Annotated in this window: 16 protein-coding genes; 14 read left to right on the top strand and 2 right to left on the bottom strand. The window is 64.4% G+C overall.

Features of this window, described 5'->3' with window-relative positions; translation table 11 throughout:
* The first annotated feature begins 128 nt into the window (after positions 1-128).
* Positions 129-1,124: a Bug family tripartite tricarboxylate transporter substrate binding protein gene (locus tag KAK11_RS11840; protein WP_310737795.1), complete on the top strand. Its 996-nt coding sequence runs from the start codon at positions 129-131 to the stop codon at positions 1,122-1,124.
* A gap of 79 nt (positions 1,125-1,203) precedes the next feature.
* Here KAK11_RS11840 and KAK11_RS22205 read toward each other — a convergent pair whose 3' ends face one another.
* Positions 1,204-1,716: a prepilin-type N-terminal cleavage/methylation domain-containing protein gene (locus tag KAK11_RS22205; protein WP_210809330.1), complete on the bottom strand. Its 513-nt coding sequence runs from the start codon at positions 1,714-1,716 to the stop codon at positions 1,204-1,206.
* Between the two features lie 161 nt (positions 1,717-1,877).
* Here KAK11_RS22205 and KAK11_RS11830 point away from each other — a divergent pair, with 161 nt between their 5' ends.
* The 3 genes from KAK11_RS11830 (at position 1,878) to KAK11_RS11820 (ending at position 4,597) form a co-directional block, all read left to right on the top strand.
* The gene (locus KAK11_RS11830; RefSeq protein WP_210809329.1) at positions 1,878-3,335 is read left to right on the top strand and encodes a sensor histidine kinase; all 1,458 of its coding nucleotides are present in this window, start codon (positions 1,878-1,880) and stop codon (positions 3,333-3,335) included.
* The gene (locus KAK11_RS11825) at positions 3,332-3,964 is read left to right on the top strand and encodes a response regulator transcription factor (RefSeq protein ID WP_210809328.1); all 633 of its coding nucleotides are present in this window, start codon (positions 3,332-3,334) and stop codon (positions 3,962-3,964) included. The genes KAK11_RS11830 and KAK11_RS11825 overlap by 4 nt, the downstream gene beginning before the upstream one ends.
* A 144-nt stretch (positions 3,965-4,108) precedes the next feature.
* Complete coding sequence (locus KAK11_RS11820) at positions 4,109-4,597, top strand: GlcG/HbpS family heme-binding protein (protein WP_210809327.1); 489 nt, start codon at positions 4,109-4,111, stop codon at positions 4,595-4,597.
* Positions 4,598-4,603: 6 nt separating this feature from the next.
* Here the strand turns inward: KAK11_RS11820 and KAK11_RS11815 are convergent, their stop codons facing one another.
* Positions 4,604-5,614, bottom strand: a complete 1,011-nt coding sequence (locus KAK11_RS11815; protein WP_210809326.1) for a phosphatase domain-containing protein — start codon at positions 5,612-5,614, stop codon at positions 4,604-4,606.
* A gap of 108 nt (positions 5,615-5,722) precedes the next feature.
* Between KAK11_RS11815 and KAK11_RS11810 the strand changes: the two genes are divergently transcribed.
* From KAK11_RS11810 to rbp, 10 genes are all read left to right on the top strand, one after another.
* Positions 5,723-6,757, top strand: a complete 1,035-nt coding sequence (locus tag KAK11_RS11810) for a LacI family DNA-binding transcriptional regulator (RefSeq protein ID WP_210809325.1) — start codon at positions 5,723-5,725, stop codon at positions 6,755-6,757.
* 161 nt (positions 6,758-6,918) lie between these two features.
* Positions 6,919-8,241 carry an ABC transporter substrate-binding protein gene (locus tag KAK11_RS11805; RefSeq protein WP_210809324.1) on the top strand — a complete coding sequence of 441 codons (1,323 nt, stop codon included), beginning with the start codon at positions 6,919-6,921 and terminating at the stop codon, positions 8,239-8,241.
* Between the two features lie 16 nt (positions 8,242-8,257).
* Positions 8,258-9,193 (top strand): carbohydrate ABC transporter permease, encoded by a 936-nt coding sequence (locus KAK11_RS11800; RefSeq protein WP_210809323.1) that lies wholly within the window; start codon positions 8,258-8,260, stop codon positions 9,191-9,193.
* An 11-nt stretch (positions 9,194-9,204) separates the two neighbouring features.
* Positions 9,205-10,041, top strand: coding sequence for a carbohydrate ABC transporter permease (locus tag KAK11_RS11795; protein ID WP_210809322.1), 837 nt, complete (start codon positions 9,205-9,207; stop codon positions 10,039-10,041).
* A 52-nt stretch (positions 10,042-10,093) separates the two neighbouring features.
* A complete protein-coding gene (locus tag KAK11_RS11790) occupies positions 10,094-11,461 on the top strand; it encodes a GH1 family beta-glucosidase (protein WP_210809321.1) in 1,368 nt (455 codons plus the stop codon).
* A gap of 1 nt (position 11,462) precedes the next feature.
* Complete coding sequence (locus tag KAK11_RS11785) at positions 11,463-12,518, top strand: ABC transporter ATP-binding protein (protein ID WP_210809320.1); 1,056 nt, start codon at positions 11,463-11,465, stop codon at positions 12,516-12,518.
* A 1-nt stretch (position 12,519) separates the two neighbouring features.
* Positions 12,520-13,419: a glycoside hydrolase family 16 protein gene (locus tag KAK11_RS11780; RefSeq protein ID WP_210809319.1), complete on the top strand. Its 900-nt coding sequence runs from the start codon at positions 12,520-12,522 to the stop codon at positions 13,417-13,419.
* Positions 13,420-13,444: 25 nt separating this feature from the next.
* Positions 13,445-14,392, top strand: coding sequence for a glycoside hydrolase family 17 protein (locus KAK11_RS11775; protein WP_246498843.1), 948 nt, complete (start codon positions 13,445-13,447; stop codon positions 14,390-14,392).
* Complete coding sequence (locus KAK11_RS11770) at positions 14,385-15,323, top strand: glycosyl hydrolase family 17 protein (RefSeq protein ID WP_246498841.1); 939 nt, start codon at positions 14,385-14,387, stop codon at positions 15,321-15,323. The genes KAK11_RS11775 and KAK11_RS11770 overlap by 8 nt, the downstream gene beginning before the upstream one ends.
* A 282-nt stretch (positions 15,324-15,605) precedes the next feature.
* Positions 15,606-15,902: an RNA-binding regulator gene (rbp, locus tag KAK11_RS11765; RefSeq protein WP_210809316.1), complete on the top strand. Its 297-nt coding sequence runs from the start codon at positions 15,606-15,608 to the stop codon at positions 15,900-15,902.
* Positions 15,903-15,956 lie beyond the last annotated feature (54 nt).

Genomic DNA, 15,956 nt, shown 5'->3' with positions numbered 1-15,956 from the left:
AATTCCTAAAGTCCGTCGATCCGCTTATCGGCGGCGAATCAGGCAGTGTCGTGGCAAAACGGAACCATCATCCGTGCCTGCGGTTGGGATGACTCTGCTCCTTCTTGGTCGTGTTGAAGGAGACCTCTGTGTCCAAACAACAATCGGGCGCCACGCAGCGCCGTCAGCTTCTCGCATTGGGGGCCGCCATGGCCCTGCTCCCGGCCGCCAGCGTTCGCGCTCAAGGCTGGCCTGCCAAGCCGCTCACCATGGTCGTGCCCTGGCCTCCGGGCGGCCCCTCAGACATTGCGGCTCGGCCCTTGGCCAAGGGGCTGCAAGAGGTGCTGGGGCAAACCGTGATCGTTGAAAACAAGGCCGGTGCCGGGGGCAATCTGGGCACGGCCGGTGTGGTGCAGGCAGCGGCTGACGGCCACACACTGCTGGTCACCTCCAGCGCGCCCATCGTCATCAATCCCAGCCTCTACAAGAAGATGGCCTTCGATCCGGCCAAGGATCTGATTCCCGTCACCAATGTGTTGCGCATGCCCTTGGTGCTGGTGACCCACCCAGGCCTGGGCGTTAACGATGTGGCCGCCCTGATGGCCCAGATCCGCAGCAAACCCGATGGCATGGTGATTGCCAACTCGGGCAATGGCACGCCTCAGCATCTGACGGCCGAGCTGTTCATGGACGCGGCCAAGCTCAAGCTCAGCCACGTGCCGTACAAGGGCTCGGCCCCGGCGATTGCCGACCTGCTGGCCGGCCATGTGCCCATGATGTTCGACAGCCTCGCGGCCATCATGCCCCACATCAAGTCGGGCCGCGTCAAGCCCTTGGCCGTCACGGCTTCTAAGCGCTCCCCCTTGATGCCCAACGTGCCCACCATGGCCGAGGCCGGCGTGCAGGGCGTGGAGTCCTATGCCTGGTACGGCTGCTTTGTGAAGGCCGGCACCCCACCGGCGGTGGTGGAGCAGCTCAACGCCGCCGCCATCAAGGTCATGAAGGCCCCAGAGTTCCAAAAGGTGCTGGCCGACACGGGCTCTGACTACGTGGGCGACACTCCCGCCAACTTTGCTCAGTTCGTCAAGGCAGAAGCGGTGAAGTGGGACCGCCTGGTCAAGCTCAGTGGTGCGACCATCGAGTAAGACCCACGCTGAGCCGCAGGCGGCAGGCCGCAGGCCGTAGCAGCTGCCATCGCTTGGCAGAAGGCGGCCCGATCGTGGCTCAGCAACCTGTCGTCACGGTGACAACTTGCGGGGGTACTCCGAGGGTAGAGGTCTCTGTGTACCGAGCGAGGCAAGCCGTTGGAGTCAGTGAATTGATGAGCCTGAACTCGGTGACTGCTGTGTTCAGTTCGTGAACGGTGTAGCCTGAGATCGTAATCCAGTCTTTGATACCTTGGGCATAGCCGCTGCGAGACTGGCCTGTCGGCCAGCCGTTCCAGGCTGCGCCATTGAGCCCAGAGGGCGCGTCAAACTTCGTGCCATGTAAGGCGACATAGCAGCCGGAAACTAGCAAGCACTTGTAGTAAGCCATTCTGGCTGCTCCCGTGATTTCGGCGGCCGTTCGTGTGACCACAGCGATGCGAGCGTCGCGCTGGAAGTCGCTGAACTTGGGCAATGCCGTGGCAGACAGGGCACCCAGAATCACGATCACGCAAATCAACTCAATCAACGTGAAGCCGCGTTGTCGGGTAGGGATGCGAAGCGAATGCGGCGGTGTTTCCCGGATGAACATTTGAAAGATTGACGGCCTGTCGCCACGGTGAGGGCTTGTTCCGACCTTTTCGGAGCTTGCCCCGAGGACTTGAGGTCGTGAAGCCTGGGATGGTGAATTGGGACCGCCTAGTCAAGCTCAGTGGTGCGAACATCGAGTAAGCCTGCCGCTACCATGCGCGCATGAAACCTTGGGCGCGCAAACCGGAGAGATGGTGGCTGCTGGCGTGGGCGCTTGGCGCGCTGCTGGCCGCCACTGTTTTGGCGCAATGGCGCCTGGGCACGTTGCGGGAGGCCTTTGACCTCGACGCGCGCATCGCCCACCGCTTGCTCAGCCAGCGCTTGGCCCAGCACGATGCGGTGTTGGTCACCTTAACGCTTTACTCGGCCCCGGCAGACGCGGCGGCCGCCGACGCCACCTTGCGCCAGCTCTACCCGCAGTTCTTGCAGGTGCTGCGCCAGCCGTCCGAAGGCCTGTGGCCTGCGGCTCAATGGGCTTCCGCCGAGGCACGCTCTCGCCAAACGGCCCAGGCTCAGGTGCTGCCCTTGCCGGCCTCACCAGGGCGCTATGGCCTGCTGCGGGCCGGGCCCCAAGGCACGGTGGCTTTGTTGATTGAGCTCTCGGCGGCGGTGCCCTGGGCCGAATGGCCGCTGCCCCGTGACACCAGCCCAGTGCAAGTCACCGTCTGGCAAGGCGGCCAGGCTTGGCTGCTGCAGCCGGGCCAGGGCGGGCAGGGGGCTTGGGCCTTTGAAGTGCGCAAGCCCTTGGCGTCAGAGAGCCAAGCCTTTGGCCTGCAACTGCAGCGCCAGGTGGGCTGGGCTGAACTGCCTTGGGCGGCCATGCTAGCGGCCGCATTGGCCTGGGGCGGCCTGCTGGCGCTGTGGCGCACCTGGCGCCGCCAGCGCGAGCAAAAGTCCCGGGCCGAGGAGCTGCTGCGCCTGGGTCAGGTGTCCCGTCTCAACGCGCTGGGTGAGCTGGCCGCAGGCCTGGCCCATGAGCTGAATCAGCCGCTCACCGCCATCGTGGCCAACACCCAGGCGGCCCGGCGCTTGCTGGACGAGGGCGAGGCAGAAGAAGACGCCAGCGCTGCGCGCCAAGCCATGAGCCAGGCCGTGGACCAAGCCCACCGGGCTGCCGATGTGGTGGCCCGCCTGCGCCGCACCGTGGCCCGGCCCGAGGCCAGCGACCGCATGGCGCTGGATGTGGCCCAGGCCGTGCAGCGCACCCTGCATCTGCTGGCGCCCGAGTTGGCGCGCGCAGAGGTTCAGGTGCAGCCAGACCTGCCGGCGCTGCAGGCGCTGGCCGAGCCCGTGGCGCTGGAGCAGGTCATCCACAACCTGCTGATGAATGCGGTGCAGGCCTTGGCCCAGGTGCCCGTGCCTGAGCGCCGCTTAGACATCCAGTTGCACGCCGAAGGCCCCTGGGCCGTGCTGCGCATCGCCGACAGCGGCCCCGGCTTCAGCGAAGACACCCGCCGCCGCCTCTTCGAGCCCTTCTTCAGCACCAAGCCCGAGGGCATGGGCCTGGGCTTGAGCTTGTGCGAAACCCTGCTGACCCGGCTGGACGGCCGCATCGAGGCCAGCCATCACGCGCCGCGAGGCGCCGTGTTCACCATCCACCTGCCGCTCGCCCCCGCATGACCGCGCCCCTGTCCCCGCTGATCCACCTCATCGACGATGACCACGCCGTGCGCGACAGCTTGGCCTTGCTCATCTCCACCGTAGGGCTGCGCGTGCAAACCTGGGCCGAGCCCTTGGCTTTCTTGAGCCAGTTTGAGCGCGAGGCCATCGGTGCCATCGTGCTGGACGTGCGCATGCCCGGCCTGAGCGGCCTGACCGTGCTCGACCAGCTCATTGCCCAAGGTGTGGATCAGCCCATCATCATGCTCACCGGCCACGGCACGGTGGAGATGTGCCGCCGCGCCTTCAAAGCCGGCGCGGCCGAGTTCCTGGAAAAGCCGGTGAACGACGAGGCCCTGCTCGAAGCCTTGCACAACGCCGTGCGCCAGCATGTGCGCTCGCGCGAGCGCCTGCAAGGCGACCGCCTGGCCCGCGCCCGATACGCCCAGCTCTCCGAGCGCGAGCGCGAGGTGCTGGGCCTGATCGTGGCGGGCCTGACCAACAAAGAAATGGGCCGCGCGCTGGGCCTCTCACCGCGCACCGTCGAGACCCACCGCGCCAACCTCTGCGCCAAGCTGGAGGCCTCTTCGCTGGCGCAGTTGATCCGCCACTATGCGGTGCTGGTAGAAGAGGGGGCTGGGGCGGCATGAGCGCGCTGCGTGGGCACAGCGCGGTGGGTTGATCCGTATGTTTACGGAGGCCCACGCGTCACCGCCCGGATGGCGGCCGCGCTGCATGGTTTCTACAGTGAAGACCGGTGTGATTCACCCCCCTCATTCACTTCGGAGAAGACCATGAACAAAGCCCTTGCCACCCTCACTCTGGCCCTGTTGGCTGCTTCAGCCACCCAAGCCCAAAGCGTGCGCACCGAGCGCAATATGTCGCTGGATCTGGCCAGCCAAATCGCCAGCCACGCCGTGGCCGCCTGCGCCGCCAATGGCTATGCCGTCACCGCCACGGTGGTTGACCGCGCAGGCGGCGTGCGCGCGGTGCACCGGGCCGATAACGCCGGCCCCCACACCTTGGGCGCCAGCCACGACAAAGCCTTCACCTCGGCCTCGGCCAAGAACAACACCCTGGCCATGATGGACGGCGCGCAAAAGAACCCCGCCGCCGCCAACCTGGTCCACATCCCCGGCTTCTTGCTGCTGGGTGGCGGCGTGCCGGTGCGCGTGGGTAACGAAGTGATCGGCGCGGTGGGCGTGGGCGGTGCGCCCGGCGGCCACTTGGACGAGCAGTGCGCAGTGGCGGCCTTGGACAAGGTCAAGGACCTGCTGAAGTAAGCCGCCTTACTGCTTCAACAACTCCGCCACATCCTGCTGCCCGCCCAGGCGCTCGCGCTTGGGGTCGGGGCTGACACGGCGGATCCAGATGCTGGCCACTTGCTGGGGGAATTGCTTCTGGATCTCGGCATAGACCTCGGGGTCGCGCTCGCCGTCGTCGCCCACCAAGATGAACTTGACCTCGGGCAGGCTCTTCATGATTTGCTGGATGCGGGCCACTTTGTAGGCCTGCTGGTCGGTCAGCGGGTCGGGGCTGTCGCTGCTGACCTCCTTGAGCATCAGCACGCCGCGTGGGAACTGTTGCTTGGCCAAGAAGCGCCGCACGCTGTCGGTGAGCTGCTTGGGTGAGCCGGAGACATAGAACAGCGGTGTCGCTGCCGGGCTGGGGTTCTGGTGGGTCAGGCGGCCATACAAAGCGGCCATACCGGGCACGGCTTGGCGGGCTTCGGGCGGCACGGTCAGGCTGTTCTTCAGCAGCTTGGTGGTGCTGGGGACTTGGCTGACCAAAATGGTGTCGTCAATGTCCGAGATGATGCCCACACGGTTGCGCGGCTCATGCACCAAGAGGCCGGCTGGGCTGCTGGCGCTTGGGCTGCTGATCTCATGCCAGCCGGGCTTCAAGCCCAGCGCTTGGTTGCTTTGCAGCAGCCAATAGCCCTTGCTGTCACTGCGGGTGGCCCAGCTCAGCTCGCCCACCTTCCAGCTCACTTCACCCTCGGCAGGGTCAGCCGCCAGCACGCGGGCGCTGCGATACAGCGTGCTTAAGCGGCCGGCATCAGGGGCTGCGGGCTGGTGCTTGTCTTCCGTTAAGCGGCCTGAGAAGCGATAGCCCTGGGCGCTGGCCCACGCATCGTCCACGATGTTTTGGCCCGCCGCCCAGGCCGTGCTGGCCGTGAAGGCGGCCAGCAGCAGGCCCACACCCAGGGCTGGGACAGGCCAGGGCCGCCACCCGGCCGGGTGACGTGGCTTCGGCGGGAGGATGGCCGTGGCTGGTGGGCAGAGAAAAGCGGCGCTCATGCAATGGGCTGTTTGGAAGAGGCGGACACTGTACCCGAGGGCAGGCCCCAGGATGAAAGCGCTCTCTGCGCGCTTTACACTTGCCGCTGATCCCCGGAAACCGATGTCATGAGCAGCGCCCCCCCCAAGACCAAAAGCAAGGCTGGCCCCGTCACTATTGAGATGGTGGCCGAGGCGGCAGGGGTGTCGCTCAGCACCGTCTCGCGCATCCTGAACGGCACGGCCGTGGTCAGTGCGGCCAAGAAGCAGGCGGTGGACGAAGCCATAGCCGCCCTGGGCTTTGTGCCCAACCCCATGGCGCGCGGCCTGGCCGGTGGGCGCACCCTGAGCATTGGCGTCGTGACCCAGGCCATGGACAGCCCCTTTTATGGAGCGGCCCTGCGGGGTATTGAGGATGAGCTCGACAGCGTGGGCTACAGCCCACTGTTCGTCAGCGGCCACTGGGACGCCAAGGCCGAAGCGCGGTGCATCGAGGTGCTGCGCTCACGCCGGGTGGACGGCATCATCGTCTTGACCGGCCGCATTGCCGACAGCGCGCTCAAAGCCACGGCCAAGCAATTGCCGCTGGTGGTGGTGGGGCGGCAGCTCAAGGCGCCCAATTTGTTCTGCATGCACTTTGACAACTTCGAAGGCGGCCGCCTGGCCACGCAGCACCTGACTGATTTGGGCCATCGCCGCATTGCCTTCATCTCCGGCCACCCCGAGCACCCGGATGCGCAAGACCGCTTCAAGGGCTACAAGGCGGGCTTGCAGGCGGCGGGCATTGCGTTTGACCCCGCATTGGTGGTGCCCGGTGAGTACCACGAGGTCAGCGGTGTGTTGGCCGTCGAGCAGTTGCTCGCCTCGCGCCAGCAGTTCACCGCTATTTTTTGCGCCAACGACCAGATGGCGCTGGGCGCGGCTCTGGCCCTGCACCGCCGCTCGCTGCGTGTGCCCGACGATGTCTCGCTGGTCGGCTTTGATGACTTGGCCAGCTCCATGTACACCATCCCGCCGCTCAGCACGGTGCATCAGCCGGCCTATGAGCTGGGCCGCATGGCCTCTCAGGCCGTGCTGCAATTGCTGGCAGGGCAGGTGCCCACGCTGGTCTTGCCCGCGCCGCGCCTGATCGTGCGCGAGTCCAGCCGGCGCCGCCCTGGCTGAGGCCCCAGTTAGGCGTAGCGTGGTGTTTGCACCCGGCCGCGCATCCCGTCGGCCTGGAAATTGGCGCAGCCTCCACAACCCTGATTGACATCTCAGAGTGCCTGCGACTATAGTTTTGAAAGCGCTTTCAAAAACGACAACGCACAGCAACGGAGACAGGTATGAATGTGGGCAAGTCAGGGCAAGTCCCTGCCAGAAAGGCTGGCCGACGGCGGCTGGCCGCTGGGCTGTGCGGCGCTGTGGGTTTGGGCGTTTTGTTCGGCGCCACCGGGGCCTGGGCACAGGCTGCACCTCCGGCGCGCACGACCTTGGTGGTGGCCGCATACCCCGCCGTCGATGAAATCGTGCGCAAGGCGCTGCCCGCTTGGCAGCGACGCCACCCCACGGTGGATGTCAAAGTGGTCAGCCGGGCCTTTGCCGACCACCACACCGCCATGACCACGGCGCTGTCCACCGCCTTCTATCTGCCCGATGTGATGGCCCTGGAGGTCGGCTATGTGGGGCGCTTTGCCCAGGGGGGCGGTCTGGAAGACCTGCGTGAACAGCCCTATGACATCCAGCGCTTCCAGCAGCGCTGGGTGCCCTATGCCCTGGCCCAAGCCACGTCTCGCAAGGGCCGTATCGTGGCGGTGCCCTCGGACATTGGCCCGGGCACCATGCTGTATCGCCAAGACATCCTCAGCAAAGCCGGTTTGACCGAAGCGGACTTGACGGCGACATGGGAGGGTTATGTGCAATCCGGCGTGCAGATCAAGGCGCGCACAGGGGCCTATTTGATGGCCCATGCGCGGGACCTCAAGGACATCTTGATCCGGGTGGGCATTGCGCAGGGCGATGGCCTCTACTTCGATGCCAACAACAAAGTGCTGGTCAATTCGCCGCGCTTTGTGCGGGCGTTTGAGCTGGCCCGCAAGGTGCGCCAAAACAAGCTGGATGCCCGCGTGGGGACTTGGTCCAACGAGTGGTCCGAGGGCTTCAAGCGCGGCAGCTTGGCAACCCAGATCTCCGGCGCCTGGCTGGCCGGCCACCTCAACAACTGGCTGGCCCCGGCCACCAAGGGCTTGTGGCGCGCCGCCCCTCTGCCGCAAGGCGCATTCGCGGCCTATGGGGGCACCTTCTTTGCCATCGCCCGGGGCGCACCGGCTGCCAACAAGGCTTTGGCCTGGGACTTGATTCAACACCTGACGCTCCAGCGCGATCAACAGTTGGCCGCCTTCAAGGCGCATGACGCCTTTCCGGCCCTGACCGAAGCCTTGAATGACCCCTTCTTTGAGGAGCCGCTGCCATTTTTGGGTGGCCAGAAGGCGCGCCTGCAGTGGCGCGACGCCACCCAGCGCATCACAGCCGTCAGCGTGCACAAGCAAGATGCTTTTGCCGACGAAGTGATCAATACCGAACTCGACAAGGTGCTGGACCAAGGCAAAGACATTGCCACGGCCTTGGCCGACGCCGAGCGCCTGCTGCAACGCCGCGCCAACCGCTGAGAGCACCGCTGACGCCATGAAATTTCCTGCTGCACTTCGCCTCTCGCCGCGCTGGACGCCCTATGTGTTGATCAGCCCGTTCCTGATCCTGTTCGGCGTTTTTGGCCTGTTCCCGCTCTTGTTTTCCTTGGCCTTGGCCTTCCAGACCTGGGAGCCGACCAGTGGCTTGGCGGCCATGGAGTTTGTGGGCTTTGACAACTTCATCTTTGCGCTGCAAGACGAGTGGTTCTGGAAGTCGCTGCGCAACACCGGTTGGCTGGCCGTGGCCTCGGGCGTGCCTCAGCACTTGGTGGCCATTCCTTTGGCGGTGTTCATCCATAACGCCTTCAATCGCAGCCGCAATGCGGTGGTCGGGGCCTACTTTTTGCCCTACATCACCTCCACCGTGGCCATTGCCATCTTGTTCAGCTCGCTGTTCTCCACCGACTACGGCCTGATCAACCAGGCCCTGCTGTCCTTGGGCCAGGTGCCAGGCTTGGGCTGGCTCATGCCCGACGCACCGATTGACTGGATGGGGCGGGCCCAGAACATCAAGCCGGCGGTCTCGATGATCGTGTTCTGGCGCTATGTGGGCTTCAACGTCGTGCTGTACTTGGCCGCCTTGCAGACCATTCCGGCCGATCTTTACGAAGCCGCCACCATGGACGGCGCCAGCAAGTGGCAGCAGTTCTGGTGCATCACCTTGCCCAGCCTGCGGCCCATGATCTTCTTTGGCGTCACGCTCAGCGTCATTGGCGGCCTGCAGTTGTTTGAAGAGCCCTTCATCCTCACCCAAGGCCGGGGCGGCTCCGACCAAGCCGGCATGACCACCGCCATCTACCTCTACCGCATGGCCTTTGACTTCAACGACTTCGGTGCGGCCAGCGCCATGAGCTGGTTGCTCTTCATCGTGGTGGTGGCGCTCACCTGGGCTACCAACCGCGCCTTCCGCCCTCGTGGCTCTGCCGAGTGAGGGCCCCTGTCATGCACACGACTTCTGCTCCGCTGCGCACCGCGCCTTTGATGGCCTATGCCCTGGTGGGCGTGGGCGCGCTCATCATGCTGGCGCCGTTCTATTTCATGTTTGTCTTCGCCACCCACTCGCGCGAAGAGATCTTCAGCCTGCCGCCGCCGGTGTTCTTTGGTGACGACTTCTTGCTCAACCTGAAGATCCTGACCGAGCGCATCCCGTTCTGGCGCAATCTGGGCTGGAGCCTGTATGTGGCCTTGGCCAACACCGCCTTGACGCTGCTGTTCTGCTCCATGGCCGGCTATGCCTTTGCCATGTTTGAGTTCCGCTTCAAGGAGGCTTTGTTTGGCTTGGTGATGGCCACCATGCTGCTGCCGTCCTTCATGAACATGATCCCCACCTTCATGATCATGGATGTGCTGGGCTGGATCGACCAACCCCGTGCGCTCTACCTGCCCGGCGCGGCCAGTGCCTTCGGCATCTTTTTGATGCGGCAGTTTGTGGCCAGCTCCATTCCCAAAGACTTGGTGGAAGCCGCGCGCATGGACGGCTGCAGCGAGCTGGGCATTTACGCGCGCATCGTCCTGCCCTTGCTCAAGCCTGCCATGGGCACGCTGGGGCTGATCACCTTCATTGCCTCCTGGAACAACTTCATTGGCCCCCTGATCGTGATGCGATCGCCGGAGATGTTCACCTTGCCGCTGGCGCTGCGCAGCCTGCAAAGCCCGGTGGACACCGAGTGGGGTGCGCTGATGACCGGCTCGGCCATTGCCACCATTCCGTTGCTGATTTTGTTTGCCCTGTCTTCGCGCCAATTGATTTCTGGTTTGACGTCGGGCGCGGTCAAGTGAACCGCTGCCCATCATCTGCCCCACTCGACGCTTTCACGGCCCTCGTCCGCCCATGAACACTGCCCTTTACCTCGATCAAGCCCACCACTTCCCCCAGGAGTTTGTGTGGGGTGTGGCCACCAGCGCCTTTCAAATTGAGGGCGCTGCACGCACCGACGGCAAGGGCTTGTCCATCTGGGACACCTTTTGCCAGGTGCCTGGAGCGATTGCTGACGCCTCCAACGGTGACATCGCTTGCGAGCACTATCAGCGCTGGGAGAGTGACCTGGACATCGTGGCCAATTTAGGGGTCAGCGCCTATCGCTTCAGTGTGAGCTGGCCTCGCGTGCGCCCCGGTGGCCGTGGCGAATGGAACCCCAAAGGGCTGGACTTCTATGAGCGCTTGGTCGATGGCCTGCTGCAGCGCGGTGTGGCCCCCTACATCACCCTGAACCACTGGGACCTGCCGCAGGAATTGCAAGACCAAGGCGGCTGGGCCAACCGCGACACCGTGCACCGCTTCGTCGAGTATGCGGTGGGCTTGCACCAGCGCTTGGGCGACCGCGTGGTTTCGATTGCCACGCATAACGAGCCCTGGGTGATGGCCATGCTGGGCCATGAGATTGGCAATTTCGCGCCGGGCCTCAAGAGCCGGGCAGTGGCGGCACAGGTCTCTCACCACCTCTTGCTCAGCCACGGCTTGGCCGTGCAGGCCCTCCGGGCTGAGGGCTGCAAGGCCGACCTGGGCATTGTGCTGAACCTCTCGCCCACCCAAGCGGCCACCGACTCCGCTGAAGACCAGGCCCGCACGGTGCTGGAAGACGGCCGCTTGGTGCGTTGGTACATGGACCCGCTGTTCAAGGGCAGCTACCCCAGCGACGTGATGGCGTTTTTGGGTGACGACGCGCCGCAGATCCAAGCGGGTGACCTGGCCGCCATCCAAACCCCGCTCGACTTCTTGGGCGTCAACTACTACACCCGCTCGGTGATCAGTGCAGCCGGGCCTTGGGATGTCAAGCAAAGTGGCTTGGAGCTCAGCGACATGGGCTGGGAGATCTATCCCGAGGGCCTGACCCAGCTCTTGGTGCGCTTGCATCAAGACTATGAGTTGCCCCCCATGTTCGTCACCGAAAACGGTGGGGCGTTCAAAGACCAGCTGGACAACGGCCGAGTGCATGACCTGCCGCGCGTCAAGTACATCAAAGAGCATATTGGCGCAGTGGCCGAGGCCATGCGTCAAGGCGTCAAGATGGGCGGCTATATGGTGTGGAGCTTGCTCGACAACTTCGAGTGGGCCTCGGGCTATGAAAAGCGCTTTGGCATCGTCTATGTGGACTATGCCTCTCAGCAAAGAACACTGAAAGACAGTGCGCTCTGGTATCGCAATTTCTTGCAGCGACAAAAAGCATCCAGCCTGGTGGCTGTGAGCACAGGAGACTGATGTGGGACAGGTTCAACTCAAAGGCATTCGCAAGAGCTATGGCGATGTGGCCGTCATCAAGGGCATAGACCTGGAAGTGCGCGACGGTGAGTTCATGGTCTTTGTGGGGCCGTCGGGCTGCGGCAAGTCCACCACTTTGCGCATGATTGCCGGCTTGGAAGACATCACCGGCGGGGACTTGCTGATCGACGGCCAGCGCGCCAACGACTTGCGCCCGGCCGACCGTGGCGCGGCCATGGTGTTCCAGAGCTATGCCCTCTACCCGCACATGACCGTGGAAGAGAACATGGGCTTTGCGCTGAAGATGGCGGGCGTCGGCAAGGCCGAGCGTGCTCAGCAGGTGGGCCGTGCGGCCGAGGTGCTGCGCATCACCGACCTGCTCAAGCGCTTGCCCAAAGAGCTTTCAGGGGGCCAGCGCCAACGCGTGGCGATTGGCCGGGCCATTGTGCGCAAGCCCAAAGTCTTTTTGTTTGACGAGCCGCTGTCCAACCTGGATGCCGCCCTGCGCGTGAACATGCGCATTGAGTTGAGCCGCCTGCACAAAGAGCTGGGCACGACCATGATTTACGTGACCCATGACCAGGTCGAAGCCATGACCATGGGCGACCGCATTGCCGTGTTCAACAAGGGGCACATCGAGCAGTTGGGCGCGCCACTGGAGCTTTATAACCAGCCCGCCAACGAGTTTGTGGCCGGCTTCCTCGGGGCGCCGCGTGTGAACATGGTGGACAGGCCGAGCGCATCGGGCGCCGCCGCGCACCAAGCGCTGTGGGGCGCACTGGCCCATGATGCGGCCCCCACTGTTCAGCGGGTTGGCTTGCGCCCGGAGCACCTGCACGTGCTGGGCGCGGGCGAAGGCATTCCCGCCAAGGTCGAGCTGGCGGAGCACCTCGGGGATGTTTCCATCTTGCACCTGCGGGTCGAGGGCGCGGATCAGCTGCTCAGCGCCAAGGTGGCCGCAGGGCACAGCCAGATCGACACCGGCCATGTGGTGGGCCTGCGCCCGGATGCGCGCTGGGCCTTGCGCTTTGACGCCAACGCGCGCCGGGTGGCCTGACGTGAGCGGCAAGCGGCGCAAGGGCTGGCGACTGGTTTGGGCCGATGAGTTTGAGGGCGACCAGCTCGACCTCAGCAAGTGGGACTACGACCTGGGCAATGGCTTTTTTGACTACCGGGTGCACCAATGGGTGCCCGGCTGGGGCAACGAGGAGCTGCAGTACTACACCGACAGCCCGCGCAATGTGCGTGTGGCCCACAGTTGCGTGACCATCAGCGCCCGCAAAGAGCCCCTGCATGGCTGCGGCTACACCTCCGGCCGCCTCAAGACACGGCGGCGCGATGGGTCGCCCCTGTTCAACACGCTCTACGGCAGGGTGGAGTTCAAAGCCAAAGTGCCCTGGGGCAAGGGCCTGTGGCCCGCGCTGTGGATGCTGCCTCAAGACGACCGTTACGGCGGCTGGGCGGCGTCGGGCGAGATCGACCTGATGGAGATCGTGGGTGACAAGCCGCACGAGGTGCTCAACAGCCTGCACTTTGGCTCCAGCTTCCCCAAGCGTTCACTCATCACCAAGGCCTACACCTTGCCCGGCGGCAGCACCGTGGCCGAATGGCACACCTATGCCGTCGAGTGGCAGCCGGGGGAGATTCGCTTTTATGTGGACGATGTGTGCGTGTCCACCTATGACCACTGGTGGAGCTGCAGCAAGACCGATGCTGAAGGCGGGCGCGAGCCCAAGCGCGCCAGCGAGCTGAACCCGTGGCCGGCCCCTTTTGACCAACCGTTCTACCTCGTGATGAACGTGGCGGTGGGCGGCATCTTCCCCGGTGTGCCCAGCCCGGACACGGTCTTCCCGGCCGAGCTGGTGGTGGACTATGTCCGCGTCTACGAAAAGATCGGCGGCTGGGGCGAGACCCTGCCGCGCGGCCGAGGCCGCATGCCTTGGCAAACCAAACCCTAATCCGGAACCTTTGATGTCTAGACCCATGAATCACAGCCGAGCAGATCGGCTGGAGGCGGGCCTGCGCCTGTCCGAGCGGCACAGCGGCGCCCAGCTTGTGGCCACACACGCCGAGGCCACGCCCGAAGTGTGGTTGCCAGCGGCGCGCTCGGCCCTGTCCGCCCAGTTTGCGGAGCTGTTGAACAGCGGTGTGCATGGCCTGTGCTTCAGCCCTTACCTGGAGGGCCAAGCGCCGGGCACTGAGGTGAGCGAGGCGCAGATCCGTGCGCGCCTGCAGCCTCTGGTGGGGCGCTGCCGCTGGGTGCGCTCTTTCTCGTGCACCGAAGGGCACCAGCACACGCCACGCATCGCCCACGAGCTGGGCCTGAAGACCTTGGTCGGTGCTTGGCTGGGCACCGATGCCGAGATCAACGAGCGTGAGATCCAGGCCGTCATTGAGGTGGCCCGTGCGGGCCATGCCGACATCTTGGCGGTGGGCAATGAGGTGTTGCTGCGCGAAGACCTGCCGGAGGACGTGCTGCTGGCGGCCATTGAGCGTGTCAAGCAGGCGGTGCCGGGCGTGCCCGTGGGCTATGTCGACGCCTACTATTTGTTTGAATTGCACCCCCGCATCACGGCCGCCTGCGACGTGGTGCTGGCCAACTGCTATCCCTTCTGGGAAGGCGTGCCCCGCGAAGGCGCACTGGCTTACATGCAAAGCATGTTCCAGCGCACCCAGGCGGCTGCCGGTGCCAAGCCAGTGATCATCAGCGAGACCGGCTGGCCGGACCAAGGCACGGCTTTTTGGGGCGCGCAGCCCTCGACCGAAGGGGCGATGGCCTACTTTGTCGACACCATGCACTGGGCGGCCGAGGCGGGCATCCAGGTGTTTTACTTCTCCGCCTACGACGAGGCCTGGAAGGTCGGTGCCGAAGGCGATGTTGGGGCCTACTGGGGCCTCTGGGACAAAGACGGGAGGGCGAAGTTTGACTGAGCGCACCCCTTTGAACTTGCCGCAGGGCAATGCGATTTGCTACTCGGGCTACCGTGAGGGCCAAAGCCCTGGCGAGCAGATCTTCCCGAGCCGAGAAGAGATCCTCGAAGACCTGCTGATCTTGCAGAAAAACTGGACGCTGCTGCGCCTCTATGACTGCAGCCTGCATGCCGAGCGGGTGCTGGAAGTCATCGAGACCGAAGGCCTGCCCTTCAAGGTCTTGCTCGGCGCTTATCTGGCTGCCGAGTTGAACAACTTTGGCTGCCCGTGGGGCGGCACCTACACCGAGGAACAACTGGCCCTGAACCGCGCCGAGAACGCCGCCGAGCTGGAGCGCCTGATCCGCTTGGCCCAGCGCTACGAGGCTTTGGTGTTTGCAGTGGCCGTGGGCAACGAGTGCACGGTGGAGTGGTCCGACCATATCGTGGCGGTGCCGCAAATGGTGGCCTATGTGCAGCACGTCAAGCAAGCGCTGCGGCAGCCCGTGACCTTCTGCGAAAACTATGTGCCCTGGATCACCAAGCTGGCCCCGCTGGTGGAAGTGCTGGACTTCATCTCCGTCCACACCTACCCGGTCTGGGAATACAAGCGCATTGAGGAAGCCATCAGCTACACCCGCGACAACGTAGAGAGCGTGGCGCGGTGCTACCCCGACAAGCCGGTGATCATCACCGAGGCCGGTTGGGCCACCCACAGCAATGGCCGCGGCATGCCGCTGGAGCTGGTGTCAGAGTCCTTGCAAGAGGTCTATTACCGCGCCTTGATGAGTTGGTCCCAAGAGGCCGGCATCCTGACCTTTGTGTTTGAAGCCTTTGACGAGCCGTGGAAGGGCTCTCCCGACCCAATGGAGCCCGAGAAGCACTGGGGCTTGTTCACCGTGGATCGTCGCCCCAAGCTGGTGATGCAGGGCTTGTTTGGCCTGCCGAGCTGAGCGGCCCCCTCGGTGGTGGTGTCTTTCATACTGTTCGTAATAAAAGAATAGCTAAATATTCCGTTTGGCAATAAACTGGGCCGCAACAAGCCGTGGCCCTGTGCCGCGCGCGCTACCGCCCCGGTAGCCGTCTCCGAACTCTCACCTCGGGATGTCTGTGAGGCTCAGCACCGTTCACGCTGCTTTGAGTCTCCATCTCTGCGGGTTGATGACTCCTAATCCGTTTTCTTCAGCGCAGCCGATCAACTCTGGCGGCTGCGCTGCGCTTTGAAAGGCTCCACCATGAGCAGCAAACTTTATGTGGGCAACTTGCCCTACTCCGTCAATGACGCCAGCCTGCACCAGAATTTTTCTGAGTACGGCACCGTCACTTCCGCACGCGTGATGACCGACCGCGACGACGGCCGCTCCAAGGGCTTCGGCTTTGTGGAAATGGGCTCGCCCGCTGAGGCGCAAGCCGCCATCAACGGCCTGCATGGCCACACCGTGGACGGCCGCGCCCTGGTCGTCAACGTGGCCCGCCCCAAGGAAGACCGCGGCACTGGCGGCGGCGGCGGTGGCTATCGCCCCCGTTACTGATCCCAGCGTCTGAGGTCTTGCGACCTCTGGCCTGTCGATGAAGAGCCGACCCCT

It is taken from the genome of Ideonella paludis (assembly GCF_018069865.1).
GTDB classification, from domain to species: domain Bacteria; phylum Pseudomonadota; class Gammaproteobacteria; order Burkholderiales; family Burkholderiaceae_C; genus Ideonella; species Ideonella paludis.
This window is presented reverse-complemented; position numbering and strand designations above follow the sequence as displayed.

Bases quoted from the DNA above. Each gene is read 5' to 3' on its own strand.
- KAK11_RS11825 (WP_210809328.1), top strand. From the start codon at position 3,332: ATGACCGCGCCCCTGTCCCCGCTGATCCACCTCATCGACGATGACCAC.
- KAK11_RS11815 (WP_210809326.1), bottom strand. From the start codon at position 5,614: ATGAGCGCCGCTTTTCTCTGCCCACCAGCCACGGCCATCCTCCCGCCG.
- KAK11_RS22205 (WP_210809330.1), bottom strand. From the start codon at position 1,716: ATGTTCATCCGGGAAACACCGCCGCATTCGCTTCGCATCCCTACCCGA.
- KAK11_RS11805 (WP_210809324.1), top strand. From the start codon at position 6,919: ATGAATGTGGGCAAGTCAGGGCAAGTCCCTGCCAGAAAGGCTGGCCGA.
- KAK11_RS11775 (WP_246498843.1), top strand. From the start codon at position 13,445: ATGAATCACAGCCGAGCAGATCGGCTGGAGGCGGGCCTGCGCCTGTCC.
- rbp (WP_210809316.1), top strand. From the start codon at position 15,606: ATGAGCAGCAAACTTTATGTGGGCAACTTGCCCTACTCCGTCAATGAC.
- KAK11_RS11795 (WP_210809322.1), top strand. From the start codon at position 9,205: ATGCACACGACTTCTGCTCCGCTGCGCACCGCGCCTTTGATGGCCTAT.
- KAK11_RS11820 (WP_210809327.1), top strand. From the start codon at position 4,109: ATGAACAAAGCCCTTGCCACCCTCACTCTGGCCCTGTTGGCTGCTTCA.
- KAK11_RS11800 (WP_210809323.1), top strand. From the start codon at position 8,258: ATGAAATTTCCTGCTGCACTTCGCCTCTCGCCGCGCTGGACGCCCTAT.
- KAK11_RS11830 (WP_210809329.1), top strand. From the start codon at position 1,878: ATGAAACCTTGGGCGCGCAAACCGGAGAGATGGTGGCTGCTGGCGTGG.
- KAK11_RS11790 (WP_210809321.1), top strand. From the start codon at position 10,094: ATGAACACTGCCCTTTACCTCGATCAAGCCCACCACTTCCCCCAGGAG.
- KAK11_RS11810 (WP_210809325.1), top strand. From the start codon at position 5,723: ATGAGCAGCGCCCCCCCCAAGACCAAAAGCAAGGCTGGCCCCGTCACT.